Consider the following 25,167-nt stretch of genomic DNA (forward strand, 5'->3'; position numbering starts at 1 on the left):
AACATGATTGCGAACTCCGAACGACCCTCGTAAAAGTTATCCACAGGCCGGATCGAGTCCGGGCGAAATCGCTCTAGTGATGTCCGGGGACTGATTTCTCCCGGACTCGATTGCGGGGGAGCGGAGCGAGGCGGGGCTACTCGAGGGCGGCGAAGCGCTCGATGTCGCCGGAGGTGCCCGAGACGATGATGAGGTCGTGGTTCGAGACGACGGTGTCGGCCGTCGCGTAGGTGAAGGGCTTGCCGGGGCTCTTCACGCCGACGACGGTGACGTGGTACTTCGAGCGCACTCCCGAGTCGGCCAGCCGGATGCCCCGGATCGGCTTCGGCGGGTACATCTTGACGAGCGCGAAGTCGTCGTCGAACTCGATGAAGTCGAGCATCCGGCCGGAGACGAGGTGCGCGACGCGCTCGCCCGCCTCCGCCTCCGGATAGATCACGTGGTTGGCGCCGATCCGCTCCAGGATCTTGCCGTGCGACTGCGAGATCGCCTTCGCCCAGATCTGCGGCACCTTGAGGTCGACCAGGTTCGCCGTGATCAGCACGCTCGCCTCGATCGACGACCCGACGGCCACGACGACGACCGAGAAGTCCTCCGCGCCGAGCTGGCGCAGGGTCTCGATCGAGCGCGCGTCCGCCTGCACGGTGTGCGTCACGCGGTCGGCCCACTTCTGCACGAGCGCCCCATCGGTGTCGATCGCGAGCACCTCGCGGTCGAGCCGGTCGAGCTCGCCGGCGGTCGCGGCGCCGAAACGGCCGAGGCCGATCACCAGCACGGGTGCGTTGTGCTTGATGCGGTCAACCAACGAGCGGCCTCTCTTCAGGATTGTGGAACAGCTGCTTGCGCTGGGACTGAGCCAGCGCCGCGGCGAGAGTCACTGTACCAACGCGCCCGCAGAACATCGTGGCCGCCATCACGTAGACGCCGGCGTCGGGGAGCTTCTCCGTGAGGCCGGTCGAGAGACCGCAGGTCGCGAACGCGGAGATCACGTCGAACAGCACGTGTTCCAGCGGCGCCTTCGTAATCTGCAGCAGCACGATCGTCGAGACCGCGACGATCGTCGCACCCCAGAGCGCCACCGCCACCGACAGGCGCAGCACATCGATCGGGATGCGGCGGCGGAACGCGTCCATCGACTCGACACCGCGCGCCTCGGCGAACGCCGCGAGGAACAGCACGGCCAGCGTCGTGACCTTGATACCGCCGGCTGTCGAGGCGGAGCCGCCGCCGATGAACATGAGCATGTCGCTGACGAGCAGGCTCGATCCGTGCAGGTCGTCGATCTGGATGGTCGAGAAGCCGCCCGAGCGCGTCATCGTCGACAGGAACAGCGCTTGGAAGACGGTGTGGCCGGCATCCAGGTGGCCGAACGTCTTGGGATTGTCGTATTCGAGCACGATGTAGAGCACGGTGCCCGCGACGAGCAGGATGACGGAGGTGAGCAGCGTCAGCTTGACGTGGATCGACCAGCGACGGCGCCGGCCGGGCGTCCGCCGCAGGTTGGTCGCGATCGCCAGGATGACCGGGAATCCGATCGCGCCGAGGAAGACGCCGATCATCAGGGCGCTGAGGAACCAGTAGTCCGTCGCGAACGCCGTGAGTCCCTCGACGTTGGGCGCGAATCCGGTGTTCGTGAACGCCATCGCCGAGTAGTAGACGCTCTCCCAGAGGGCCGTACCGAGCGGGATGCCCGCGATGAGCATGCGGGGGAAGAGGAGCAGCGCGATCACACCCTCGATCACGACCATGCTGAGCGCGACCGTGATCAGGAGCTTGCCGACGTCGCCGAGCCGCACCGCCTGGCCCTCGGCGACCGGGCCCGCGTGGATGCGCAACGGGTTGCTGTCGCTCGCCGCCATCAGCTTGGCGCGCAGCCCGAGCCGGCGCGAGATGACCAGACCGAGGATGCTCGCCATCGTGAGCACACCGACGGCGCCGATCTGCACGCCGACGTAGACGAGCGTGTGGCCGAACACCGACCAGTGGGTCGCCATGTCGACCGTGGCCAGCCCGGTGACGCAGATGACAGAGACGGCCGTGAACAGCGCATCGGCGAGCGGAGTGGTCGTCCCCGTCGTGGTCGCGATGGGAAGGGAGAACAGCAGCGTGAACACGAGGATGAGCAGCGCGAACACCAGGATGGCGAACCGCGACGGACTGCGGCTCGCGAAGCCGTTCACCGCTTCGCGAACACGGCTGCCGACCGTTGTGCTGCTCGGACGGCCGGGTGCCAGGGTGGCTCGCATGCCTAGATCCTCCCACTGACCGGTTCGACCGACAGTTCCGACATGGTACTCCGCAGGGTGAGTGACTAGCCTGGGGGGATGGCCGACATCTTTGACGTGATTGCCGACGCGACCAGGCGCGACATCCTGGGGGTGCTGCTCGATCGTCATGCCGGAGATGCTCATTCCGCAGGCGAGATCAGTGTCTCCGAGATCGTGGCCACCCTCGAGTTGAGCCAGCCCACCGTCTCCAAGCACCTGAAGGTGCTGCGGGATGCGGGACTCGTCGCCGTGCGCGAGGAGGGCCAGCACCGCTACTACCGTCTCGATGCGGAGCCGCTCGAGGCCGTCGAGGACTGGATCATTCCGTTCGTGGCATCTGCCGCCGATGTCGAGGCGCTCAACGCCGAGCTCGCCGACGAGACCCGCGAATTCGCGAGCACGGTCGGAAAGGTGTTCGCCGACACGAGCCACCGGGTCACCACGGCCGTGGAGCGCGTCACGCCCCGCAAGTGGCGTCGCGACTGAGCGGTCGACGAGCCCCTTTCGCGCACTTTACGCGCGGGACATTCTGGCCCTAGAGTTTCCATTCACAACTCGTGTCACACGAGTACCATGACAGTGGACAGAAGGAAACACAGCAGATGGCACGCGATCTCTCGGATGTGCGCTTCCTGACGGTCGCCGAGGTGGCCGACATGATGCGTGTCTCCCGCATGACCGTGTACCGCCTGGTGCATTCCGGAGAACTCCCCGCCATCCGTTTCGGCCGCTCGTTTCGCGTGCCGGAGTCGGCGGTAACACAGGCTCTCGACAATCACGTCGCCGACACTGCGTGACGTCCGGTAGACTTGTGCTTTGTGTCGCCGCGCATTCCGCGGCCAGCCCCCTAACTTTGTGAGGTCTACGTGGGTTCCGTTATCAAGAAGCGTCGCAAGCGTATGGCGAAGAAGAAGCACCGCAAGCTTCTTCGCAAGACGCGCCACCAGCGTCGCAACAAGAAGTAGACCTCGAGTCTGCAGCTCAAGCGCCGGTCCAGTGGCCCGGCGCTTTTTGCTGTACCCGAACGGCACAGCGCAGTTCCCAAGGGGCACAGCGCTGCACCCGCAGGCCGGCGCGCGCTCGCTAGGCTGAACGGGTGGACGTTGAACTCACGCTCGTCGGCAAGCCCGGCTGTCATCTGTGCGATGACGCGCGCGACGTCATCCACGCGGTCATCGCCGATCTTCCGGCGGGCGCGCCGTCCGTGTCGGTCGGCGAGGTCAGCATCCTCGACGATCCCGACCTGCACGAGCGCTACGTCGAGGAGATCCCGGTCGTGCTGATCGGCGGCCGCGTGCACACGTACTGGCGGGTCGATCCGGCCCGTCTCCGCACCGCTCTCCTGGAGGCCGAATGACCATCCGCCACGTCGTCTCGTGGAAGCTCGCCGCAGCCGAGGAGTCCGAGCGCGCCGAGCAGCTCGCCGTCATGAAGCGCGGGCTGGAGGGCCTTCCGGCGACGATCCCGGAGATCCTGAGCCTCGAAGTGGGCATCAACGCCCTCGACGGAGACAACTTCGACATCGTGCTGATCAGCGACTTCGCCGACGCGGATGCGCTGGCCCGTTATGTGGCGCACCCCGATCACCAGGTGGTCGCCGGGTACATCCGTTCTGTCGTCGGCGGCCGCTCAGCCGTCGATTTCGAGGTCTGAGCGTCAGCCACCCGACGTCAGAGGGGCGTCGTGGCCGCGACAGTGGCCGGGGCTAGGCTGACGCCATGCTGCCCCAGCTCCCCCCTCGCACGCTGCGTCGGCGAGGTCCATTGGGGTGGCTCGTGCTCGGCGTCGGCGTCGTGCTGGGCGCGATCCTCATGCTCGCCATCGGCGTCGTGCTGCTCGTTCTCGGGGTGGTCGCCGCCGTCGTGGTGGCCGCGGTCTGGCTCGTCGGGTACGTCGTCGCGTGGATCTGGTTCTTCGTGCAGGGTCCGCGGCGCATCCCGTACCCGTTCCGGCTGCACGCACCGGTTGGCCGCCGCTCGCGCACGATCGTCTTCAGCTCCCTGTACCTGTCGTCGGCGCCACGTATCGTCGGGGCGTCAGCCCGCCTGGCCGGCTTCCTGCTCTCCCCGCTCGCCCTGCTCGCGAGCGCCGTCGGCCTCGTCGCGCCGCGCTGGCGAGCGCGACCGTACGTCGCCGTGTTCACGCTCGCGGGCATCCTGCGCAAGAGCGTGAACCTGGGCAGGCGGCGCGGCTGGCTGCGGGACGGCCACGACGCGCGCGTGCTCGGCTACGACGCGTTCCTCGGCGAGGCGTTTCCGCACATCCTCGACTTCTTGCGGTGGTGGCGCGATCCGGATGCTCCGCACGACTATCGCCCGTCGCCCGGACTCGTGGATGTGCCGGCCGGGCTGCTGGGTCTGCACCTCGAGCCGTATCCCGATCCGCTCGGCTATCCGGGCCTCGCTGCGGGAGCTCTGCGTCGGCGGCAGATCACCGGGCTGCGTCAGCTGTTCGTGAGCCAGCGGGAGATCGACGACCTCTGCGATCCCGACCTCGACGACCGCGCCGACGTCGCTCTGATCAGGGTCTCGTCCCGGATGGCCGGCGGCCGCCGCCACTGGATCGTGCAGTTCCCGAGCACCAAGTCGTGGCACCCGCGGGCCGGCGTCGCGCCGAACGACCTCACCGCCGACCTCGTGATCGGCGCCGAGGGGGAGCCGACGGTCACGCGTGCCGGGCTCGAGGTGATGCGCGCCGCCGGCATCCGGGAGGGCGAGCCCGTGATGCTGGCCGGCTTCAGCCTCGGCGGGATGGTCGCCGCCCAGGTGGCGGTGCGCGCGGAGGCCGAGGGGTTCACGGTCACGCACCTCGTCACGGGTGGGACGCCGCTCGGCCGGGTGCCGATCCCGCGCGGGGTGCACGTGCTCGCGCTGGAGCACGTGCTCGACATCGTTCCGCGCATCGAGGGGCGCGAGAACCCCGTGCGATGGCGGAACGACGACACCGGCGGGGCCGCGGGCGGCACCGACGCGGGTACCGACGCGGGTGCCGTCGTGGGCGCGGTCGTGGGAACCGACGAGTTCGTCACCGTGCTGGCCGGCCCTCCGCTCCCGGCCGAGTTCCGCCTGGGCGTGCTGCACCAGTCGACCGCCTACGCGGACACCGCGCGAACGCTCGAGCTCGACCCGCCCGACGAGCGGGTGGCGGCCATGCTGGCCGAACTCCGGGTCTTCTTCGGTCCCGATCAGCGGCTCGTCGACCACGCCGCTCTGCGCACCAGCACCTCCGTGGTGCAGCCGTCGGTGCCGTTCTATCTGCACAGCACGGTGCAGGAGGGCATCACACGCGGCACCCTGCGCCAGACCCTGCGCCGCATCCCGGATGTGCTGGCCGTCGACGTGTACCAGTCGCGCGCCGGGTTCGCGACGACCATCCTCTGGAATGCGGACGTGCTGGTGCGCAGCCTGCGCCCGTGGTTCGCCTCGGTCGAGCGGATGGCCGTGTACCGCGGTCTGCTGTCGTTGCTGAAGCGGCGGCGGGCGGTGGGCATCCATTTCCGGTTGCAGGCGAAGGAGACCCCGGGCGTCACGTGGGAGGCGACCGTGCAGCGGATGGCCGACGGGCAATGGCGGGAGATCATCGACCTGACCTTCGACGACGCCGAGTCGGAGCGCGAGTTCCGTCCGGTGCTGCTGCCGGGCGGCGACGCGTCGACCGTGACGTACTACCCCGCCGACGCATTCGACCCGGCGTTCGACGCGTCGGGCGCCGCGCGGTAGGCCGGCGTCAGACCTGCTCGTCGTCCGCGTTCCCGGCCAGCGCTCGCGCATAGCGCTCGGTCAGCTCCACCATGAACGGGCGGTCCAGGCGCGCCGGATCGATCCCGAACACGTAGCCAGGAAAGTCGAGCTCCCGCTGCGCCGCCCAGATCTCGTCGTGCTGATCCGGTGACAGGATGCGCGCCGGATCGCCCACCGCCACCCAGCCGATCGGCACGGTCGTGCCGGGTGCGAGCGTCGTGCGCAGGTGCACGATGCCGTCGATGCGCACCTCGCTTCCGCGTCCGATCACGGCACCGTTGAACACTCGGGCGCCGGTCGCGATGAACACCTCTGGCTCGATCGTCGCCCCCACGACGTAGGCGAGCGGCCCGACCAGCGAATGGTCGCCGATGCCGACCGCGTTCTGCCGGGTCGACCGGATCACCGCGTTCTCCATCACGATCACGTGGTCGCCGAGCCGCACCGAGCCGCCGTCAGCGGTGATCACCGCGCCGTGCAGGATGCGGCAGTGGGCGCCGACCTCGACGTCGCCGCTGATCACGGCGGTCGCCGCGACGGTGGCGGTGGGGTGGATGCGCGGCTGGGCTCGCCCGTGTCGGAACTCCATTCCGCGACCGTACTATGAACACACACTCGCGATCGAGGAGGCCAGCGTGGGACGGGAAGACTTCTGGACGACGGATCCCGACGAGCAGCTGAGGGTGGGTGACGGTTTCGTGCTCGCCGACCAGCCGACCGACGCCGTCTACGGGTTCGACGGCGGTAAGAGCGACGGTCAGAAGGCGCTCGCCGAGGGCGCGACGATCCTCGCCGACCTGCAAGAGCGCCTGTTCGCGGCGGGTGCCGACGGCGACCGGCGCCGCGTCCTCCTGGTGCTGCAGGCGATGGACACCGCGGGCAAGGGCGGCATCGTCTCGCACGTCGTCGGCGCTGTGAACCCGGGCGGCGTGCGCTACGCGGGCTTCAAGAAGCCGACCGAGGAGGAGCTGAAGCACGACTTCCTCTGGCGCGTGGAGAAGGAGACGCCGGCCGCCGGTCAGCTCGGTGTCTTCGACCGCTCCCATTACGAAGACGTGCTCATCGGCAGAGTCAGGAACCTCGCCCCGGCCGAGGAGATCGAGCGGCGCTACGGTGCGATCAACGACTGGGAGCGCGAGCTCGCGTTCGACGGCACCACCATCGTCAAGGTCATGCTGCATCTCGGCAAGGACGAGCAGAAGGCCCGACTGCTCGACCGGCTGGAGCGGCCGGAGAAGCACTGGAAGTACAACCCGGGCGACGTGGACGAGCGCCTGCTCTGGGACTCCTACCAGGACGCGTACCAGCTGGTCTTCGAGCGCACCTCGACGGACTACGCCCCGTGGTTCGTGGTTCCGGCCGACCGCAAGTGGTACGCCCGCCTCGCGGTGCAGCACCTGCTGATCGACGCCCTGGAGCGTCTGGATCTCGAGTGGCCGAAGGCCGACTACGACGTGGAGGCGGAGAAGGCGCGGCTGGAGGGGTCCTAGACTCCGGCCCGGATCAGCCGAACGCTTCGACCACGGGCCGGAACTTCATCGTCGTCTCGGCGAGTTCGCGGTCCGGCTCGGAGTCGGCCACGATGCCGCAGCCGGCATACGCCGTGAGGTCTCCGCTCTCGTTCACCTGTGCGCAGCGCAGTGCGATGGCCCACTCGCCGTCACCGTCCGCACCGACCCAGCCGACCGGCCCGGCGTAGCGCCCGCGGTCGAACGGCTCGAGCTCCCGGATGAGGGCGACCGCGGCGTCGGTCGGGGTCCCGGCCACCGCAGCGGTCGGGTGCAGGGCATCGATGAGGTCGAGCGAGGTCGACCCGTCGCTCAGCGTGCCCTCGATGTCGGTGGCCAGGTGCCAAAGGTTCGGGAGTTTGAGCGTGAACGGGATGTCGCTTGCCGCGAGCCCGGAGCTATGCGGCTCGAGCGCGGAGATCACGCTGGCGACCGCGTAGCGGTGCTCGTCCTGGTCTTTGGTGCTGGAGGCCAGCGAGACGGCGGCGTCGTGGTCGGCCGCGGCATCCGGCCCTCGCGAGATCGTGCCGGCGAGCACCCGGGCGCTGACGGCCCCGTGGTCGACGCGCACCAGCGTCTCGGGGGAGGAGCCGACGAGCCCGTCGACCGCGAACGTCCAGCATTCCGGATAGCCGAGCGCGAGCTCGACGAGTGCACGGCGCAGGTCGGACTCGAGCGGCAGGTGGGCGACGAGATCACGGGCGAGCACGACCTTGCCGAGGTCGTGCTCCCGGATGCGCTCGACGGCCGTGGCGACCGCCTGGCGGTAGCCGTCTTTGCTCAGGGAGCCGGGGAGCAGCGACAGCCGGTACTCGTCGCCGAACGCGGTGGGCCGGGGTGCAGGCGCGGTCGAGGCGCCGGCTGCGTCGAGGCCGTCGATCGCGCGCACGCGGGTGATCCAGCTGCGGCCGTCGCGGCGGCCGATGACGAACTCGGGCACGATGAGCACGCTCGTCGCCGTGCTCTCGTCGTCGAACGCGAACGTTCCGAACGCGACGAGCCCGGTTCCCGGCTTGCCGATCGGGTCGATGACGGAGGACCGTGACACGACCTCGCTCCAGGCCACGGCTGCCGCGCGCATGCGGTCGGCGCCGGAGAACTCCAGGCGGAGCGCTTCGCCGACACCGGCGAGCCCCTCGCCGCGTCGCATCCAGAGCAGCGGTCGGCGGGAGTCGAGGAAGGGGATGAGCTGCCGTACGTCGTCGAGGGGGGTGGTCTCGACCGAGAGCGCGGTGGCGCTCGACGCACGTGGCGTGGTCGCTGTAGCTGTCACCAGCCCAGCCTAAACCCGGCATGCTGGGCGCCGGATGCGCGCGGGCTGGGGGTTGAGTGGGGCTCCGCCTGCGCGTAAATGCAGACCAGCCGGGTGCCGCCTAAGCTAGTGGGGTGAGTAAGGCCGACCTCAGTAAGCAGCCCGAGCAGGTCGCTGCCATGTTCGACGAAGTGTCGACCCACTACGACCGCACCAACACCGTGCTCTCGATGGGTAACGCGTCGTTGTGGCGCATGGCGACGACGCGTGCGGTGGCTCCGCGCGCCGGAGAGATCGTTCTGGATGTCGCCGCCGGCACCGGCACCTCGAGCGCATCGCTCGCAAAAGACGGTGCACGGGTCGTCGCGGCCGACTTCTCCGCCGGGATGATCGAGGTGGGCCGTGCCCGTCAGGCCGGCAACCCCTTCGTGGAGTTCGTGCAGGCCGACGCCACCGCGCTCCCGTTCGGCGACGACGAGTTCGACGCCGTCACCATCTCCTTCGGCCTGCGCAACATCGTCGACCCGCAAAAGGCCATCGCCGAGTTCTACCGGGTCACGAAGCCCGGCGGCCGCGTCGTCATCTGCGAGTTCTCCCGCCCGCCGCTCGCGGTCATCCGCTCCGGCTACTTCGCGTATCTGCGGTACGGGATGCCCGTACTGGTCAAGCTCGCGAGCTCCAACCCGGTGGCGTACGAATACCTTATGGACTCGATCGAGGCGTGGCCGAGCCAGCCCGTGCTCGCCGGCTGGCTGCGCGCGGCCGGGTTCGAGAAGGTCGCGTATCGCAACCTGACGGCGGGTATCGTCGCTCTGCACCGTGGCTTCAAGCCGCTGACGGCGGCGTCCGCGCCGTCATCCGTCCCAACCGAGGGGGAGTAGTGGCTTCAAGCGTTCCGGCGGTTCGTCGTCCGGCGTCGTTGTCGAGCCAGGTCGGCCTGACCGACAAGATCTTCGCCTCGGGTCAGGACAAAGAGCTCGCGTCCTCGGTCGATGACGGTCTCGCGCTCGTCGAAGAGGGGCTGATCGCCGAGATGCGGTTCGCCGACAACTTCGCCGACGTCACCGCCCGCTATCTGCTCGAGGCCGGCGGCAAGCGCGTGCGCCCCATGCTCACGTTGCTCGCCGCGCAGCTCGGCGAGGGCAACACCCCCGAGGTGCTCAAGGCCGCCGAGGCGATCGAGATCACACACCTCGCCTCGCTCTACCACGACGACGTGATGGACGAAGCACAGATGCGCCGCGGGGTGCCGAGCGCGCAGTCGGTGTGGGGCAACTCCGTCGCCGTGCTCACCGGCGACCTGCTGTTCGCCCGCGCCAGCAAGCTCGTCGCCGCCCTCGGCGTGCGGGCCATCACGATGCAGGCCGACACCTTCGAGCGACTCTGCCTGGGTCAGCTGCACGAGACGATCGGACCGCAAGACGGCGAAGACCCGATCGAGCATTACCTCCAGGTGCTCGCCGACAAGACCGGTTCGCTGATCGCCGCCGCCGCGCAGATGGGCGTCGTGTTCTCGCACGCCTCTGAGGACTACGAGCAGCCCGTCGTGACCTTCGGCGAGAAGATCGGCGTCGCCTTCCAGCTCATCGACGACGTGATCGACCTCTCGTCCGAGGGCGTCGCCGAGACCGGCAAGACGCCGGGCAACGACCTGCGTGCCGGCGTCGCGACGCTTCCGCTGCTGCGCCTGCGCGTACGCGCCGAGAGCGACGCGGATGCCCTGGCGCTTCTCGAGCGCCTCGAGCGCGACGTCATCGGTACCGTCGACGACGGGGCCATCACGCCGGAGGCCACCGCGGCGATCGCCGCCCTCCGCGACCACGACGTCACCGCCCAGACCCTCGACGAGGCGCACCGCTGGGCGCACGAAGCCGTTGAGGCGCTCGCGCCCCTGCCCAAGGGGTCGGTCAAGAAGGCCCTGACCCGATTCGCCGACACGATCGTCGACCGTTCCAGCTGAGCGAGGAAAGATACAGCGTATGACCAAATTGCGACTGGCCATCGTCGGTGCCGGACCCGCCGGAATCTATGCGGCGGACATCCTGCTCAAAGCCGAACGCAGCTTCGATGTCTCGATCGACCTGTTCGAGCAGCTTCCCGCACCCTACGGACTCGTGCGCTACGGCGTCGCCCCCGACCACCCGCGCATCAAGGGCATCATCACGGCGCTCCGCGAGGTGCTCGACCGCGGCGACATCCGGCTGTTCGGCAATGTGACCTACGGACGCGACATCACGCTCGACGACCTCAAGAAGCACTACAACGCCGTGATCTTCTCGACCGGTGCCGTGCACGATGCCGACCTCGACATCCCGGGCATCGACCTGCACGGCTCGTACGGTGCGGCGGACTTCGTGAGCTGGTTCGACGGGCATCCGGATGTGCCGCGCACCTGGCCGCTCGAGGCCGCGTCCGTCGCAGTGATCGGAAACGGCAACGTCGCGCTCGACGTCTCGCGCATCCTGGCGAAGCACGCCGACGACCTGCTGCCCACCGAGATCCCGGACAACGTCTACGAGATCCTCAAGGCGTCGCCCGTCACCGACGTTCATGTGTTCGGCCGCCGCGGACCGGCGCAGGTGAAGTTCACCCCGCTGGAGCTGCGCGAGTTGGGCGAGCTCAACGACGTCGACATGATCCTCTACGACGAAGACTTCGACTACGACGAGCAGTCGAAGGCGGCCGTGGCCAGCAACAAGCAGGTCATGGTGATCGACCGGGTGCTGCAGCAGTGGCGGCAGCGCGAGGTGGGCCAGGCGTCGCGCCGGCTGCACCTGCACTTCTACGCCAAGCCGCTCGAGGTCGTCTCCGACGGCGACGGCAACGTGGCCGCCTACCGCTACGAGCGCACCGCGCCCGACGGCGAGGGCGGCGTGCGGGGCACGGGCGAGATCCGCGAGGTCCCGGTGCAGGCCATCTACCGCGCCGTCGGCTACTTCGGCTCGCCTCTCGACGGCATCCCGTTCGACAAGGAGCACGGCGTGATCCCGAACCACGAGGGTCAGGTGCTGCGTTCGGGCGACAACGAGCGGATGTACGGCGTGTACGCCACCGGATGGATCAAGCGCGGGCCGGTCGGCCTCATCGGGCACACGAAGTCCGACGCGATGGAGACCATCAAGCACGTGATCAACGATCAGGGCAACTGGTGGGCTCCCACCGACCCGTCGGAACAGGCGATCGTCGACCTGCTCGAAGCGCGCGACGTGGAGTACACGAACCTCGACGGCTGGCACAACCTCGACCAGCACGAGCTCGCGCTCGGCGAGGCGCGCGGCCGCACCCGCATCAAGGTCGTTCCGCGCGACGAGATGGTGCGGGCGTCGAACCAGCTCGCGGCGCCCGTCGCCGACTAGCCGTCCGGGTGCCCCCGGCCCGGCGCGCACAATCCCAGAGCTGCCACCGCTGGCCTTCCGGGTGCTCCACCTGGCACGCTGAGGTCATGACGCGCGAGCAGGGGTGGCAGCCGGACGTGCTGGGCGAGCCGTTCGATCAGCTGACGCTGACCCTGGCCCCGGATGCCGAGGGCGAGGTCGTGGCGACGCTCGTGCGGTACGCGCCGTCGCCCGGCTTCGCGGACCTGCTGACCGACGCGCACGTGCGCAGACCGGTCGCCGCCGACACCGATGTGCTCTACGTACACGGCTGGTCGGACTACTTCTTCCAGAAGGAGCTCGCCGTCTTCTGGCACGACCAGGGCGCCCGCTTCTACGCTCTCGATCTGCGCAAGTACGGGCGCAGCCTCAGGCCAGGGCAGACTCCCGGATTCGTCGACGACCTCGCCACCTACGACGAGGACCTCGACGCAGCGCTGACCGCGATCGGCCACGCCGTCGGGCAGAAGAGCAAGCGGCGACTCGTGCTGATGGGTCACTCCACCGGCGGCCTCACCCTGAGCCTCTGGGCGCATCGGCACCCCTCACGAGCGGATGCCCTGGTACTGAACAGCCCGTGGCTCGAGTTCCAGGCGCGGTCGGCCGGACGCGCCGCCCTGGCGCCGATCATCGGCTTGCAGGCGCGTGTCGATCCACGCGCAGCCCTGCCGAACGTCGACCTCGGCTTCTACACGCGGTCGGTGTCGGCCGCGATGGACGGCGAATGGGACTACGACCTGGCGTGGCGGCCGGTCCGAGGATTCCCCGTGCATCCGGCCTGGTTGAACGCGGTGCTGGCCGGGCACGCCCAGGTCGCCGGCGGCCTGACGATCCAGGCTCCGGTGCTCACCATGGTGTCGGCCCGTTCGACGATGCTGCCGTACTGGACGCCGGACATGCTGAGCAGCGACATCGTGCTCGTGGTCGACGATATCGCGCAGCGCTCGATCAAGCTGGCGCCGACTGTGACGGTGGCGCGGATCGACGGAGCGCTGCACGACATCTTCCTGTCGAAAGAGCCCGTGCGCGAAGACGCCTACGCCCGCGTGACGCAGTGGTTGCGCGGGTACCTCAGCGGAAGTTGACGAACTGCACCGCGACGTCGAGGTCGGCGTTCTTCAGCAGCGCCATCGTGGCCTGCAGATCGTCGCGGCTCTTCGAGCTGACCCGCAGCTCGTCGCCCTGGATCTGCGACTTGACGCTCTTGGGGGCCTCGTCGCGGATGAGCTTGGAGATCTTCTTCGCGTCGTCCTGCTCGATGCCGTTCTTGATGCCGGCCTCGATGCGGTACTCCTTGCCCGAGGCGAAGGGCTCGCCCGTGTCGAGCGAACGGAGGGATATGCCCCGCTTGATGAGCTTGGATTCGAACACCTCGAGCACGGCCTTGACGCGCTCCTCGGTGTTGGCCTTCATCAGCACCTTCTCGCCGCTCCATTCGATGGAGGCGCCGACGTTCTTGAAGTCGTAGCGCTGGTCGACCTCTTTGCGCGCCTGGTTGAGGGCGTTGTCGGCCTCCATCTTGTCGACTTTGCTGACAACGTCAAACGATGAATCCGCCATGGTGAGCGTCCCTCTCTCTCGTGCGTCGAAACGCATCCAGCCTACCGGCGGGGCGGCCGGAGTCAGGAGTACCGTTGGGCCTGTTCGGGTCCTCCGCTCGTCAACGGCTCGGGACTCCGGCAGCATTCGGAGGAGTTCCTGATGGGCCAATCGCCAACAATTCGACACAGCACGAGGCGCGGCTGAGATGAGCGTGACGACGGCGCACGTGATCAGGCCGCTCACCCCCGACACCTTTCCGGCGTGGCTGGCGCTCGCGCAGAAGCACAACGGCGTCTGGGGCGGGTGCTACTGCTCGTATTTCCACGGTGACACGGAGGACACCGTGAAGAGCGAGTACGACGGGCCGACGTTCAAGCAACGACTCGTGGCGGAGGGGGTCGCGCACGCCGCGCTCGTGTTCGACGGCGACGACGCGATCGCGTGGTGCGAGTACGGCAGCCCTGCCGAACTGCCCCGCATCTACCACCGCAAGCAGTACGACGCGGGCGAGGACAATCCGGCGCCGTGGCGCATCACCTGCTTCTTCGTCGACCGCGACCACCGACGTTCGGGAGTGGCCAGGGAAGCGCTGGACGGCGCCCTCGAGTTGATCGCGCAGGCGGGCGGAGGCGAGGTGGTCTCGTTCCCCAACGAGCTCGCTCCCGGCAAGCGCACATCGTCCTCGTTCCTCCACAACGGCACGAGGGCGATGTTCGAGAAGGCGGGGTTCACCTTCGAGCGTCACATCGGCACGAGCAAGACCGTGATGCGCAAGACGGTGCCGCCGGCCCTCAGTTGACGCCGGTGCAACACTTCCCTCGCGGGATGCGCGAAGCACGCGTATGGTCACGCGTATGGATGGAACAGGGAAACTCCTCGTACGCATCGTCGTCGGTGGCGTGTTCGTCGGACACGGCCTCCAGAAGCTGAAGGGCGCCTTCGGCGGCCCCGGCCTCGAAGGGACCGAGAAGATGGTCGCCAGCATGGACATGGAGCCGGCCCCGCTGCAGGCCCGCGCAGCGGCGCTCTCGGAGACGATCGGAGGGGCGGCGCTGATCGCCGGCGCCGCGACCCCGGCCGCATCCGCCGCCCTGATCGCCGCGATGACCACGGCGATCCGCAAGGTGCACTGGAAGAACGGGCCGTGGAACTCGAACGGCGGCTTCGAGTTCAACGCGGTGCTGATCGCCGTTGCGACGGCCCTCGCGACCGACGGGCCGGGCATATTCTCCGTCGACGCGGCATTCGGCAAGAAGCGCTGGGGGATCGTCGGCGGGCTCTTCGCGCTCGGCGGCGGGGTGGCGGCGTCGTGGGCCGCCGTCGAATACGGTCGTCGTGCGGCCGAGGCCAAGCGCGATCTCGCGCCGGCCGCGAGCGACACGGCAACGACGACGACGCCAACGGAGCCGGCCACAGACACGACCGCGGGTACAACGGCAGATACCGGTGCTGACACGTCGGCGGCCGAAGGGTCGCCCGAGGCCTAGCCCGCGAGCATATCGCCGACGGGCAACCGCCGGCGAACGATCAGGCGGTCTGCTGCAATTCAGCGAAGAAGGTGACGTGGCATCCGTCGCCGCCGCACTCGATGCAGAGGGTGACCTCGTTCTCGTGCTGGGTCGGGTCGGCGCCGGTTCCGTCGCACCGTTCGCATATCTCCAACGTCCTCATGCCGTCGATTCTGCGCCGCACCACCGACACTCCCGCCAGGCCGGTCGGGGTGTCGCGGATTGCCCGGAAACGCGGCGCAGGCGATCAGCCCCGGGGGAGCAGCCACTCCAGTTCGAGCTGGTCAGTGCGCCGGCGCAGTTCGTCGCGGGCATCCGGATCCTTGAGTTCGGGCGTGCCGTTGGGGTCGACCGTCATGGTCCAGAGGGGGATGCTGCCGCCCACCAGGAAGCGCGCGCGCTGCACCGCGCCCTCATGGTCGACGACGGGCAGTTCGACGACCTCGACGCGTTGTTCGCGACTGAGCGCGAGCGCGAACTCGAGCAGTCCGTCGGCGAGTTCGTCGCCGGTCATGACCGAGTCGTTGCTGAGGTGAACGGATTTCATGGGAACCTCCCGGGGAGCGTCTCCTGGCATCGTGCGGCTACCGGGTCTGGGGCAACTCGCCCCAAGCTACCCCTTGACGACGACCGTGTCGCCCCCACCGGCGGCACCGGTTCAGAGGGCGAGCCGACGCTCCACGATGTCCCGCGCCACCGCCGTCAGCGGCAGCTGCTGCGAGCGCGCGTGCCCCCGGATGCGGTTGAACGCCTCATCGACCGGAATGCGGTGCCGGTACGAGATCACGCCCTTCGCCTGCTCGATGATCACCCGGCTGTCGAGCGCCCGCTGCAACTGCGACCGGATGACGTCGCCCTCGGCCACCGCGCGCTCCTGCAGGATGCCGATGGTCGCGACATCCGCCATCGCCTGGGCGGCGACGGTGTCGAGCTTGTCCAGCTCGCCCTGCTCGTCGCGGAACAGGTTGAGCGAGCCGATCGTGACGTTGCGCAACCGGAGCGGAAAGGCGTGGATCGAGTGGAAGCCCTGCGCGAGGGCCGCGTCACGGAAGCTGGTCCAGTGCGTCTGCAGGTCGTCGATCGACGGCACCGACACGGCGTGGCCGCTCACGTAGCACTCGACGCACGGGCCGCCATCCGGGCCGAGCTGCATGAGTTCGATGAGCTGCGACCGCTCGTCGGTCGAGGCGACGACGTCGAGGCTCCCGTTGCCGTCGGCGAGCAGGATGCCGGCCTGGGTCGCCGTGAGGAGTGCCTGACAGCGCTCGACCAGTGTCTGCAGCAGATCGAGGATGTCGTAGCCGGCGACGAGCGTGTCGGCGAGCGTGGCGAACGACTCCAGCAACTGTGCTTCGCGAATGTCTTCCTTCATCGTCCCTCCCGCGATTCGCCGGGGCCGCCTGCCGAGAAGTCCAGCTGCCAGGTCAGGATGTCGTCGGCGACATCCCGCACCGGCCGGCTGGTCGCGAACGCGTGCGCGCGGATCACTAGCGCAGCATCCTGCGCCGAGACGCCGAGTTGGGCGATCACCGCACCCGTGGCCTGGTGGATGCGCCGGCGCGAGAACTCCGTACCGGCCTCGTCGAGCGACGGGTCGCGTTCGAGGCGGGCGAGGATGTCGTGGAGCAGCCGGCGGCTGGCTGCCTCGGCGAGGGCCTCCGCCGTCTTCTCGTAGTCCGTTCGGAGCGTTCCGACCGCGTCGCTGTAGAGGTCGATCACGCCGAGGTTGATCGGGCCGAGCAGCAGCGGAAATGCGAACATCGCCCGCACCGAGGTGTCTTGGATGGCGTCGACGAAGGCCGGCCAGGAGCCGAGGGGGGCGCGCTGGATGTCCGGTTCGATCACCGGGCGGCGGGACGCCGAGGCGTCCCAGCACGGTCCTTCCCCGAGGTCGAACTGCAGCTCGTCGAGCCGGGCCGCCTGCGGGTCGCTCGCGCAGACCGTCTCGGGCGAGACGAGGTCGCCGAGGGTGGAGATCGCGGCGCCGGTGACGGGTAGGGCGGCGAGGAAGGGCGCACAGAAGTCGGGCGACGCCAGCGAAGCGTCAGTGACCATGGTGTCCTCCAGAACCCATCCCGCAGGACGTTCTCTCTCATTGTCGACCCTGCGGCAGCCGATGTCACTGCGCGGCCGACGCGCGCGCCTCGATGTCACTCCACGGTAGGGGTCGGAAAGTACTCCGGGGTGACGATCGGCCGCCGGCGGATTCCTAGCCTCGAAGACGAGGCGGCATCCGGTCGCTTCGCTTCTTCGAGACGGGAGGCGGCCGTGGACGCCGTCAACGAGTTCATCGTGCAGGCAGCGACATCGCCGTGGGTCTACCTGGTGGTGATCGCGGTCGTGTTCGTCGACGCCTTCTTCCCGCCTGTGCCGAGCGAGACCGTGGTCATCGCCGCGGCCGCCGCCAGCATCTCGGTCGGGCAGCCCAACATCGCGCTCGTGGTCGCGTGCGCCGCCGCGGGGGCGATCCTCGGCGACAACCTCACCTTCACGATCGGCCGCCTGGTCGGCCTCGACCGCTTCGCCTGGATGCGCCGGCGCCGGATGCGGGCGGCCCTCGACGCCGCGCACCGCGGCCTCGACCGCCGCGCCGCCGTGCTGCTGATGACGGCCCGCTACGTGCCGATCGGCCGCGTCGCCGTGAACCTCGTCGCGGGCGCATCGGGGTTTTCCCGTGCCCGATTCTTCGGATTGTCGGTGCTCGCGGGCATCACCTGGTCCGTCTACTCCGTTACGGTGGGACTGCTCGCGGGGCAGTGGCTCCACGGCAACCCCGTGCTCGGGATGCTCGTGGGCGTCGCGCTCGGCCTCGTGACCGGCGTCGTGATCGACGCCGTCATCCGGATGATCGCGCAGCGGCGCGTCGGTGGCCGCGAACTCGTCGCAGGGGAGGTGGAGTAGATGGTCACGCAAGCGGTTCCCGCGCGGCAGCGACTCGACCCTGCGCTCGTGCTCCTCTGGGGAGCGGGCAGCACGGCCGCGGTCGTGCTGCTGGCCCTCGGCTGGTCGCTCGGGTCGACGATCGCGGGCATCCCGGTGGCTCTGGCCCTCGTGCTGGCCCTGGCCCAGTCGGCGTCGATCGTGCTGGCGATCGTGATCCCTCGCATCGCGATGGCGCTGTCGGTCGCGGCTGTCATCGGATTCGCGATCGTCTCGTCGGCCGATGGCACCAGCCCGTGGCCCGTCGCCGTGACGACCATGATCGCGCAGGCCCTCGTCGTGCTGATCGCGACGGTGCGCTCGTCGTGGCTGGTCGGGCTCGCCGGCTGGGCGGCCGCGGTCGTGGGTGCGCTCGTCGTCGCGTTGACGCCGCTGCGGGCATCCGTGACGGCGAACGATGCCACCGCCGACCTCATCGTGTTCGCGTCGATGACCGGCGCGGTGCTGATCGCCGGCGTGCTCGTCACCCGGTGGCAGGCGGTGCGCGCCCAGCTCGCACGCGAACGGCAGGTCTCGGCCTCCGAACTCGCGCGACGCGAGATCGCAGAGGAACGAACCCGGATCGCGCGTGAGCTGCACGACGTCGTGGCGCACGGGATGTCGGCGATCCAGGTGCAGGCGTCGTCGGCCAAGTACCGTTTGCCGTCGCTCAGTGAGGAGGCGGCGGCCGAGTTCGACGACCTCGCCGCGACGGCCCGCACCGCGATGGGCGAGATGCGACGGCTGCTCGGCGTGCTCCGCAGTGAGGATGCCGCGGCCGAGACGGCGCCGCAGCCGTCGGTCGCCGACGTGCCGGCGCTGGTGAACCGCGCCGTTCGCGCCGGCACGCCGACGACGCTCGAGGACCAGGCTGCGGGTCCGAACGCGCCGCTCGATCCCGCGGTCTCGCTCACGGTCTACCGCATCGTGCAGGAGTCGCTGAGCAACGTCGCACGGCACTCGACCGGGGCGCGCACAGCGGTCGTGATCGACCGGCGCGACCGCAGGATCGACGTCGAGGTTCGCAACGAGGCGGCGACCGGACGTCCGTCGGCTGCTCCCGCTCCGGATGCGGGTGGTCACGGCATCCGGGGCATGCGCGAGCGGGCGGTGCTGCTGGGTGGAACGCTGGAGGCGGAACGGACGGCGGACGGCGGCTTCGTGGTGCGCGCGTCGCTTCCGCTGGCCGTCGCGCGGGGTGCGCGGGCCGAATCGGCCGCGCAGGCCGACCCGGAAGGGACCGCATGACCATCACCGTGCTGATCGCGGACGACCAGGCCATGGTGCGCGCCGGCTTCGCCGCCATCCTCGACGCTCAAGAGGACATCCGCGTCGTCGGTCAGGTCGCCGACGGCGCCGAGGCGATCGAGCAGGCGCGGAGGCTGCGGCCCGACGTCGTGCTCATGGACGTGCGGATGCCCGTGATGAACGGCATCGACGCCACCAGGGAGCTCGTGCATCCGAGTCGCGGGGAGCCGTACACGCCCCTGGTCCTGGTGCTCACGACCTTCGACGTGGACGACTACGTTCACGACGCCCTGACGGCCGGAGCGAGCGGATTCCTGCTCAAGGATGCGCTGCCCGACGACCTGGTGCAGGCCGTGCGGATCGTGGCGGCCGGGGATGCCCTGCTCGCGCCGCGTGTGACCAAACGGCTGCTCGAACGCTTCGCCGCCCAGCGGCCGCCGACGAATCGTCACGCGCTCGCGCTGGCCGGTCTCACCGAACGCGAGCACGAGATCCTGGTGCTGATCGGGCGCGGATTCTCGAACGGCGAGATCGCCGGCCGGCTGTTCATCGCCGAGCAGACGGTCAAGACCCACGTCAGCCGCATCTTCACCAAGCTCGGGCTGCGCGACCGCGTGCACGCGGTGATCCTGGCGTTCGACGCCGGACTCGTCGAGCCCGCCTCCTGACCGCACCGGAACCCCTACGGCGGTAGGGGTCCGGTTCGCTCCGCGGAGCGATGCCGCGGGCGACGTCGCGTTGGGATGCTTCCTGCGGCCGGCCATCCGGGTCGCGCCGGAGGGAGCACAGCATGTCGACAGCGATCCTGCCCGAAGCGGCGCCGAGCATCCGCGGTGCGGGGCCGAGCGCTCGCGGTGCGGGGCCGAGTGCTCGCGTCGCGACGACGGGCAGCCGGCCGGCGGGACCGGCTGGAACCCGTGACGTCACCGTCGACATCGCGCGGGCCTGGTGCCTCACCGTCGTGGTCGGACTGCATGCCCTCATGGTCGGCGTCAGCGTCGGAGTGGGCGGACCGGTTCTCGCCAACGCTCTCGAGCACTGGGCGTGGCTGGCCCCGTTCACCTGGCTGGCGCAGATCATGCCGCTCTTCGTGGTGCTCGGCGGGTTCTCGAGCTTCACCCACTGGGGCCGGATGCGCGAGCGCGGTGTCGGAGCGGGCGAGTACGTCGCCCTGCGGATGCGGCGCCTCGTCGTACCGGCGGTGACGGCCGTGGGGGCGGTGGTCGTCGCCCTGGCGGCTCTCACGCTCGGAGGCGTTCCGCACGACATCGTTGCGACGGCGGGTTTCCGGCTCAGCCAGCCCCTTTGGTTCCTCGGGGTGTACATCCTGTGCACGGCGTTCGTGCCCGCCCTGTACGCGGCGCATCGGCGTGCACCGCTCGCCACGGTCGCGGCGCTCACCGCGCTCGTCATCGCCGTGGACGTGGTGCGATCGAGCACGGGGATCACGGCCGTCGGGTTCGCGAACCTGCTCTTCGTGTGGCTGCTCGTGCAGCAGCTCGGGTTCTGGCTCGCCTCCGGGCGTGTGTCGGGCCTGTCTCGCCCGACTCTCAGCGGAGTGGCGGTCGGCTCCCTCACCGTCTTGTTCGTGCTGGCTGCGACCGGCGTGTACTCGTTCGACATGCTGGCGAACCTCAACCCGCCGACGCTCGCCCTGGTGCTGCTCGGCCTCGCGCAACTCGCGGTCTTCGAGCTGGTGCGCCCTGCGCTGCAGCGGCTCGCGGGCATCCGGATGCTCCTCCGTGCGGTGTCCGCGATGAACGCGCGCGCCATGACCATCTACCTCTGGCACATGCTCGTGCTGATCGCGCTCGCGGCGCTGCTGCTGCTGTCGGGGGCGCGGTTGCCGGTCCCGCTGATGGTGGACTGGTGGATGACCCGGCCGCTGTGGCTCGCGGCGGTCGCGGTGAGCGTCGCCGCCGTTGTGGCGATCGCGAGGCGGTCGGAGGCCGGGCGGCCGAGGGCCGGGCGGCCGAGGGCCGGGCGGACGGCGGCCGGGCAGACGGTGGCCGTGTCGACAGGGACGCCCGCCTCGCCGGGGAGCCTGAGCGTGCGACCGTTTCTCGCGGCGGCGGCCGCATCCGGTGGCGTGCTGATCATCCTCGTGACCGGATACTCGCTCGCCGGCGGAGTGGCCGGGCTGGCGCTGCTGCTGGCGGCGACCCGGATGGTGCGATTCTGCCCAGAGCAGAACCGCCGGATGCCATGGGCGGTTCGCGAGCGCACGGCCTAGGCTGGCCCCCACAGCGACCGTGAGGAGATCCCATGCTGCTGCGACACGCCATCGGCTCGGTGCTGCGCCGCCGCCGTCTCGAGCGGGGGACCACGCTGCGCCAGCTCTCGGAGTCCTCGCGGATCTCCGTCCCCTACCTGTCGGAAGTGGAACGCGGCCGCAAGGAGGCGTCGTCCGAGATCCTCGCGACGCTGTGCCGGGTGCTCGAGATCACCGAGCGTGAACTGCTCGCCCGCGTCGCCGGGGAGTACGCGGGGCTGACGGATGGGCGCCCGGCTGCATCCGGATTGCGACTCGTCGAGACCCCGTCGCGCGTCGAGTCGCCGCGGGTCGGCGCCCCGTTGCGCGTCGACACCCCCGCCCGTGTCGAAGCCCCAGCCCGCATCGTCGAACTCGGTGCCCGCGAGCCAGAGCATCGCGCGGTATCCGGTCGTCGTTCGACCTTCGACGCGCAGCTGCTCGCCGCCTGAGGCGCCCACCTCAGCTCCGGGGGAGCGCGGTCGTCGAGCCGACGACGTGGTCGACGAATCCGTAGTCCAGCGCCTCGTCGGCGGTGAACCAGCGGTCGCGGTCGCCGTCTTCGACGATCTGGTCGACCGGCTTGCCCGTCTGCGCGCTCGTGAGCTCCGCCATCCGGTGCTTGAAATGCAGGATCTGCTTCGCCTGGGTCTGGATGTCCGCGGAGGTGCCGCCGAAGCCGCCGTGCGGCTGGTGCATCACGACGCTGGCGTTGGGGAGGGCGTAGCGCTTGCCGACGGTTCCCGAGGAGAGCAGGAACTGCCCCATCGACGCCGCGAAGCCGAGGGCGACGGTCGCGACGTCGGCCTGCACGAAGTTCATCGTGTCGTAGATGGCGAACCCGGCGGTGATCGAGCCGCCGGGGGAGTTGATGTAGAGGTAGATGTCGCGGTCGGGCGAGATCGAGTTGAGGATGAGGAGCTGCGCGCAGATCTCGTTCGCCGACTCGTCCGTCACCTCGGATCCGAGGAAAACGATGCGCTCTTCGAGCAGTCGTTTGAAGATGAGCTGATCGGGTGCGGTCGTTGCCGTGTCCATGATGACCTCCGTGTCGGTGGCTGAGAGCCGTTCCCGCGCAGGCAGCGCGATCGGTGGTCCCATTGTGCGAACGCGGAGACGTCGGGAGGCCGCTCGTCTGCCGAGCGCGAATCTGCCATCGGCAGACATGACCGCCGGAGCATCCTGGGCGCTCGCTGATTTCGCGTCGGAGCATTCGATGAGTATCCTTGTCGAGCGCCTTCGGTCACCAGAACACTGGTGGTCGGGAGCGCCTTGGCGAGTTACCCAAGCGGCCAAAGGGATCTGACTGTAAATCAGCCGGCGTAGCCTTCGGGGGTTCGAATCCCTCACTCGCCACCCGCTACGAAAGGGGCTCAGCTCTGTGAGCTGAGTCCCTTTCTGCGTCTGCTGTCGGTCGTCTGTCAGGCTGGGGGCATGCCGTACAACGCCGAACTCGCCGACATCGCCCTCACGATCGCGCGCCGCGCCGCGGACCTCGCCCGGCAGCGGCGAGCAGAGGGCGTGGAGATCGCCGCCTCCAAGTCGTCGCTCAGCGACATCGTGACCCGCGCGGACCGCGAGTCCGAGCAGCTCATCCGGGACGCCATCGCGGCGTCGCGTCCGAACGACGGCTTCTTCGGGGAGGAGTCGGGCGGCGCAACCGGGACCAGCGGCCTCACCTGGGTCGTCGATCCGATCGACGGCACCGTCAACTACTTCTACGACATCCCGTCGTGGGCGGTGAGTGTCGCCGTGGTCGAGGGCGACCCCGATCCGGCGACCTGGCGCACGCTTGCCGGGGCCGTCGTGAACCCGGCCGCGGGCGAGGCGTTCACCGCGTTCGAAGGCGGCGGCGCCCGGCTCAACGGGCACGCCATCCATGTGAAGCCGGGCACCCAGCTCGAGCTCGCCCTAGTGGGGACCGGGTTCGGCTACGACGCCGAAAAGCGCCGCCGCCAGGCCGCGATCGTGACCGAGCTCATCGGGCAGGTGCGCGACATCCGGCGGATCGGGGCGGCCTCCCTCGACCTCTGCGCCGTCGCCGCCGGCCGGCTCGACGCGTACTTCGAGCGCGGGCTGAACCCGTGGGATCACGCGGCCGGTGCGCTGATCGCACGCGAGGCGGGCGCGACGGTCGGCGGCCTCGGCGATGCGCGCGAGGGGAGCGACCTGCTGGTGGCCGCCGAGCCCGGGCTGTTCGCGCAGCTCGACCCGGTGATCCAGAAGCTGTACGCCGGCTGGGATTAACGCGCGCTCTCTATGCGAATTCATACGTTAGGCCCGCGATTCGGTAGGGTTTATGAATTCGTTATCTTCGATGCGCTGTGAGGCCGGGTCCGCCCGTCCACCCGCATCGTCCCCGAGACTGATCGAAAGCCGACCCGACCGTTGACTCCCGACCGCCAGGATGAGGGCGCCGCTGTGCGCCCGCTCGGCGGGCCGGCGACCCCGCGGCCGGTTGCGGTGGATGCCGCGTCTGTAGTGGCTGCGGCGGATGCGGCGGCTGCGTGGGATGTGGCGGCTCAGCCGTTGACGCGGCGCGAGCTGCGCGAACGCGAGCGCGCCGAGGAGGCCGCGAAGGCACGGATGGGCGCGAAGCTCGAGCGCGCCGAGGAGTCCGCGCTGGCCGCGAAGGTCGAGCGGGCCGAGGAGGCCGCGCAGGTCGCGAAGGGCGCGAAGGCCGAGCGGGCCGAGGAGGCCGCGCAGCCCGAACTCGCCCAGGCCGACCATTCACCGCGTCCCGCTGATCGGGCCCGCGCGATGACCGCCGCGCCCTCCGTCCCGCGCGCGGCGCGCAGGAAGCCGGTCGTCCGCCGGAAGTCCGCCGTCGCCAAGGGCTTCAGCCTGCTCGCGATGACCTTCGCCGTCGCGATGGCCGTCGCGACCTCGGTGCCGGCGATGGCCCTCCTCAGCGAGGGTGACGTACGCGCCCAGGTTCTGCAGCAACAGCTCGCTCCGGCAGCCGCGGTCGAGCCGCAGGCGATGGCCGATGCGGTGGGCGGCGAAGTGGCGTCGATCATCCGGGACGGCGCCGATGTGACGTCAGCCGAGCAGGTCTCCGCGACCAGTCACATGCGCATCGCGGACACCTTCACCAACAACCCGCGCGGTGCGGTGCAGTGGCCCTTCGCCATCGGCGTCCCGATCTCGGACTGGTACGGTCCGCGCGTCGCCCCGACCGAGGGCGCATCGACGAACCATCCCGGAATCGACTTCGCGCCCGGCGTGGGCGTCCCGATCCAGATCATCGCCGACGGCGTCGTGCGGGAGGTCGTGCCCTCTGACAACGGCGGATGCGGCGTCAACGTCACCATCGACCACATGATCGGCGGAGCGCTCGTGGCGAGCAAGTACTGCCACATGATGTCGGGCTCGGTGCGGGTCGCCGTCGGTCAGGCGGTGAAGGTCGGCGACATCGTCGGGCTCGTCGGCAACACCGGCATCTCCACGGGAGCGCACCTGCATTTCGAGATCCTGCTCAACGGCACCGAGCACACCGACCCCTACGTCTGGCTCAAAGCCAACGCCTCCTAGCCGCGGCGCCCGCCGCGCGCCCCG

30 protein-coding genes and 1 tRNA gene are annotated in these 25,167 nt (G+C 69.6%); 21 read left to right on the forward strand and 10 right to left on the reverse strand.

Features of this window, described 5'->3' with window-relative positions:
* Positions 1 to 136: 136 nt before the first annotated feature.
* Together PKE84_RS09570 and PKE84_RS09575 are read right to left on the reverse strand one after the other, a co-directional pair.
* The gene (locus PKE84_RS09570; RefSeq protein ID WP_271177000.1) at positions 137 to 805 is read right to left on the reverse strand and encodes a potassium channel family protein; all 669 of its coding nucleotides are present in this window, start codon (positions 803 to 805) and stop codon (positions 137 to 139) included.
* Positions 798 to 2,246: a TrkH family potassium uptake protein gene (locus PKE84_RS09575; protein ID WP_271177001.1), complete on the reverse strand. Its 1,449-nt coding sequence runs from the start codon at positions 2,244 to 2,246 to the stop codon at positions 798 to 800. The genes PKE84_RS09570 and PKE84_RS09575 overlap by 8 nt, the downstream gene beginning before the upstream one ends.
* A gap of 78 nt (positions 2,247 to 2,324) precedes the next feature.
* On the opposite strand from PKE84_RS09575, the gene PKE84_RS09580 reads away from it, so the two are divergent.
* The 6 genes from PKE84_RS09580 (at position 2,325) to PKE84_RS09605 (ending at position 5,986) form a co-directional block, all read left to right on the forward strand.
* Positions 2,325 to 2,753, forward strand: a complete 429-nt coding sequence (locus PKE84_RS09580) for an ArsR/SmtB family transcription factor (protein WP_271177002.1) — start codon at positions 2,325 to 2,327, stop codon at positions 2,751 to 2,753.
* Between the two features lie 116 nt (positions 2,754 to 2,869).
* Positions 2,870 to 3,064: a helix-turn-helix domain-containing protein gene (locus tag PKE84_RS09585; RefSeq protein ID WP_055889786.1), complete on the forward strand. Its 195-nt coding sequence runs from the start codon at positions 2,870 to 2,872 to the stop codon at positions 3,062 to 3,064.
* 69 nt (positions 3,065 to 3,133) lie between these two features.
* Entirely contained in the window at positions 3,134 to 3,232 is a 99-nt protein-coding gene (locus tag PKE84_RS09590) for a 30S ribosomal protein bS22 (protein WP_003792170.1), read from the forward strand.
* A gap of 131 nt (positions 3,233 to 3,363) precedes the next feature.
* The gene (locus PKE84_RS09595; protein WP_271177003.1) at positions 3,364 to 3,624 is read left to right on the forward strand and encodes a glutaredoxin family protein; all 261 of its coding nucleotides are present in this window, start codon (positions 3,364 to 3,366) and stop codon (positions 3,622 to 3,624) included.
* A complete protein-coding gene (locus PKE84_RS09600; protein ID WP_271177004.1) occupies positions 3,621 to 3,920 on the forward strand; it encodes a Dabb family protein in 300 nt (99 codons plus the stop codon). Before PKE84_RS09595 ends, PKE84_RS09600 begins: the two co-directional genes overlap by 4 nt.
* Before the next feature lie 65 nt (positions 3,921 to 3,985).
* Positions 3,986 to 5,986: a hypothetical protein gene (locus PKE84_RS09605; RefSeq protein ID WP_271177005.1), complete on the forward strand. Its 2,001-nt coding sequence runs from the start codon at positions 3,986 to 3,988 to the stop codon at positions 5,984 to 5,986.
* Between the two features lie 7 nt (positions 5,987 to 5,993).
* Here PKE84_RS09605 and PKE84_RS09610 read toward each other — a convergent pair whose 3' ends face one another.
* Positions 5,994 to 6,596, reverse strand: a complete 603-nt coding sequence (locus tag PKE84_RS09610; protein ID WP_271177006.1) for a gamma carbonic anhydrase family protein — start codon at positions 6,594 to 6,596, stop codon at positions 5,994 to 5,996.
* Between the two features lie 46 nt (positions 6,597 to 6,642).
* Here PKE84_RS09610 and PKE84_RS09615 point away from each other — a divergent pair, with 46 nt between their 5' ends.
* Positions 6,643 to 7,497 (forward strand): PPK2 family polyphosphate kinase, encoded by an 855-nt coding sequence (locus PKE84_RS09615; protein ID WP_271177007.1) that lies wholly within the window; start codon positions 6,643 to 6,645, stop codon positions 7,495 to 7,497.
* Between the two features lie 13 nt (positions 7,498 to 7,510).
* On the opposite strand, the gene PKE84_RS09620 is transcribed toward PKE84_RS09615, so the two are convergent.
* The gene (locus PKE84_RS09620; RefSeq protein WP_271177008.1) at positions 7,511 to 8,788 is read right to left on the reverse strand and encodes an isochorismate synthase; all 1,278 of its coding nucleotides are present in this window, start codon (positions 8,786 to 8,788) and stop codon (positions 7,511 to 7,513) included.
* Positions 8,789 to 8,901: 113 nt separating this feature from the next.
* Here PKE84_RS09620 and PKE84_RS09625 point away from each other — a divergent pair, with 113 nt between their 5' ends.
* The 4 genes from PKE84_RS09625 (at position 8,902) to PKE84_RS09640 (ending at position 13,226) form a co-directional block, all read left to right on the forward strand.
* Positions 8,902 to 9,648, forward strand: a complete 747-nt coding sequence (locus PKE84_RS09625) for a class I SAM-dependent methyltransferase (protein WP_271177009.1) — start codon at positions 8,902 to 8,904, stop codon at positions 9,646 to 9,648.
* On the forward strand, positions 9,648 to 10,727 hold the full coding sequence (locus PKE84_RS09630; protein ID WP_271177010.1) for a polyprenyl synthetase family protein: 1,080 nt from the start codon (positions 9,648 to 9,650) through the stop codon (positions 10,725 to 10,727). Before PKE84_RS09625 ends, PKE84_RS09630 begins: the two co-directional genes overlap by 1 nt.
* A 19-nt stretch (positions 10,728 to 10,746) precedes the next feature.
* Entirely contained in the window at positions 10,747 to 12,123 is a 1,377-nt protein-coding gene (locus tag PKE84_RS09635; RefSeq protein ID WP_271177011.1) for an FAD-dependent oxidoreductase, read from the forward strand.
* An 86-nt stretch (positions 12,124 to 12,209) separates the two neighbouring features.
* A complete protein-coding gene (locus tag PKE84_RS09640; protein WP_271177012.1) occupies positions 12,210 to 13,226 on the forward strand; it encodes an alpha/beta hydrolase in 1,017 nt (338 codons plus the stop codon).
* On the opposite strand, the gene PKE84_RS09645 is transcribed toward PKE84_RS09640, so the two are convergent.
* Positions 13,213 to 13,701, reverse strand: coding sequence for a YajQ family cyclic di-GMP-binding protein (locus PKE84_RS09645; protein WP_271177013.1), 489 nt, complete (start codon positions 13,699 to 13,701; stop codon positions 13,213 to 13,215). The two genes, PKE84_RS09640 and PKE84_RS09645, sit on opposite strands and share 14 nt — an antisense overlap.
* A 187-nt stretch (positions 13,702 to 13,888) precedes the next feature.
* Here PKE84_RS09645 and PKE84_RS09650 point away from each other — a divergent pair, with 187 nt between their 5' ends.
* Together PKE84_RS09650 and PKE84_RS09655 are read left to right on the forward strand one after the other, a co-directional pair.
* Positions 13,889 to 14,482: a GNAT family N-acetyltransferase gene (locus PKE84_RS09650; protein ID WP_271177014.1), complete on the forward strand. Its 594-nt coding sequence runs from the start codon at positions 13,889 to 13,891 to the stop codon at positions 14,480 to 14,482.
* 55 nt (positions 14,483 to 14,537) lie between these two features.
* Positions 14,538 to 15,170, forward strand: coding sequence for a DoxX family protein (locus PKE84_RS09655; protein WP_271177015.1), 633 nt, complete (start codon positions 14,538 to 14,540; stop codon positions 15,168 to 15,170).
* Positions 15,171 to 15,210: 40 nt separating this feature from the next.
* Here the strand turns inward: PKE84_RS09655 and PKE84_RS09660 are convergent, their stop codons facing one another.
* From PKE84_RS09660 to PKE84_RS09675, 4 genes are all read right to left on the reverse strand, one after another.
* The gene (locus PKE84_RS09660; RefSeq protein WP_271177016.1) at positions 15,211 to 15,354 is read right to left on the reverse strand and encodes a hypothetical protein; all 144 of its coding nucleotides are present in this window, start codon (positions 15,352 to 15,354) and stop codon (positions 15,211 to 15,213) included.
* A gap of 84 nt (positions 15,355 to 15,438) precedes the next feature.
* Positions 15,439 to 15,738, reverse strand: a complete 300-nt coding sequence (locus PKE84_RS09665; RefSeq protein ID WP_271177017.1) for a hypothetical protein — start codon at positions 15,736 to 15,738, stop codon at positions 15,439 to 15,441.
* A gap of 111 nt (positions 15,739 to 15,849) precedes the next feature.
* Positions 15,850 to 16,563 carry a GAF and ANTAR domain-containing protein gene (locus tag PKE84_RS09670; protein ID WP_271177018.1) on the reverse strand — a complete coding sequence of 238 codons (714 nt, stop codon included), beginning with the start codon at positions 16,561 to 16,563 and terminating at the stop codon, positions 15,850 to 15,852.
* On the reverse strand, positions 16,560 to 17,246 hold the full coding sequence (locus PKE84_RS09675) for a GAF and ANTAR domain-containing protein (RefSeq protein ID WP_271177019.1): 687 nt from the start codon (positions 17,244 to 17,246) through the stop codon (positions 16,560 to 16,562). Before PKE84_RS09675 ends, PKE84_RS09670 begins: the two co-directional genes overlap by 4 nt.
* A 213-nt stretch (positions 17,247 to 17,459) precedes the next feature.
* Between PKE84_RS09675 and PKE84_RS09680 the strand changes: the two genes are divergently transcribed.
* The 5 genes from PKE84_RS09680 to PKE84_RS09700 all read left to right on the forward strand — a co-directional run bounded on the left by PKE84_RS09680 (position 17,460) and on the right by PKE84_RS09700 (position 22,061).
* Positions 17,460 to 18,092, forward strand: coding sequence for a DedA family protein (locus PKE84_RS09680; RefSeq protein ID WP_271177020.1), 633 nt, complete (start codon positions 17,460 to 17,462; stop codon positions 18,090 to 18,092).
* Entirely contained in the window at positions 18,093 to 19,358 is a 1,266-nt protein-coding gene (locus PKE84_RS09685; RefSeq protein ID WP_271177021.1) for a sensor histidine kinase, read from the forward strand.
* Positions 19,355 to 20,026, forward strand: coding sequence for a response regulator (locus tag PKE84_RS09690; protein ID WP_271177022.1), 672 nt, complete (start codon positions 19,355 to 19,357; stop codon positions 20,024 to 20,026). The genes PKE84_RS09685 and PKE84_RS09690 overlap by 4 nt, the downstream gene beginning before the upstream one ends.
* A 122-nt stretch (positions 20,027 to 20,148) precedes the next feature.
* A complete protein-coding gene (locus tag PKE84_RS09695) occupies positions 20,149 to 21,591 on the forward strand; it encodes an acyltransferase family protein (protein ID WP_271177023.1) in 1,443 nt (480 codons plus the stop codon).
* A gap of 32 nt (positions 21,592 to 21,623) precedes the next feature.
* Positions 21,624 to 22,061, forward strand: a complete 438-nt coding sequence (locus tag PKE84_RS09700) for a helix-turn-helix domain-containing protein (protein WP_271177024.1) — start codon at positions 21,624 to 21,626, stop codon at positions 22,059 to 22,061.
* Between the two features lie 10 nt (positions 22,062 to 22,071).
* On the opposite strand, the gene PKE84_RS09705 is transcribed toward PKE84_RS09700, so the two are convergent.
* Positions 22,072 to 22,647: an ATP-dependent Clp protease proteolytic subunit gene (locus tag PKE84_RS09705; RefSeq protein ID WP_271177025.1), complete on the reverse strand. Its 576-nt coding sequence runs from the start codon at positions 22,645 to 22,647 to the stop codon at positions 22,072 to 22,074.
* Positions 22,648 to 22,883: 236 nt separating this feature from the next.
* On the opposite strand from PKE84_RS09705, the gene PKE84_RS09710 reads away from it, so the two are divergent.
* The 3 genes from PKE84_RS09710 (at position 22,884) to PKE84_RS09720 (ending at position 25,143) form a co-directional block, all read left to right on the forward strand.
* A tRNA-Tyr gene (locus PKE84_RS09710) sits at positions 22,884 to 22,965 on the forward strand.
* A 78-nt stretch (positions 22,966 to 23,043) separates the two neighbouring features.
* Positions 23,044 to 23,856, forward strand: coding sequence for an inositol monophosphatase family protein (locus tag PKE84_RS09715; protein WP_271177026.1), 813 nt, complete (start codon positions 23,044 to 23,046; stop codon positions 23,854 to 23,856).
* Between the two features lie 141 nt (positions 23,857 to 23,997).
* The gene (locus PKE84_RS09720) at positions 23,998 to 25,143 is read left to right on the forward strand and encodes a M23 family metallopeptidase (RefSeq protein ID WP_271177027.1); all 1,146 of its coding nucleotides are present in this window, start codon (positions 23,998 to 24,000) and stop codon (positions 25,141 to 25,143) included.
* Positions 25,144 to 25,167 lie beyond the last annotated feature (24 nt).

Source organism: Leifsonia poae, assembly GCF_027921845.1.
Classification (GTDB): domain Bacteria; phylum Actinomycetota; class Actinomycetes; order Actinomycetales; family Microbacteriaceae; genus Leifsonia; species Leifsonia poae.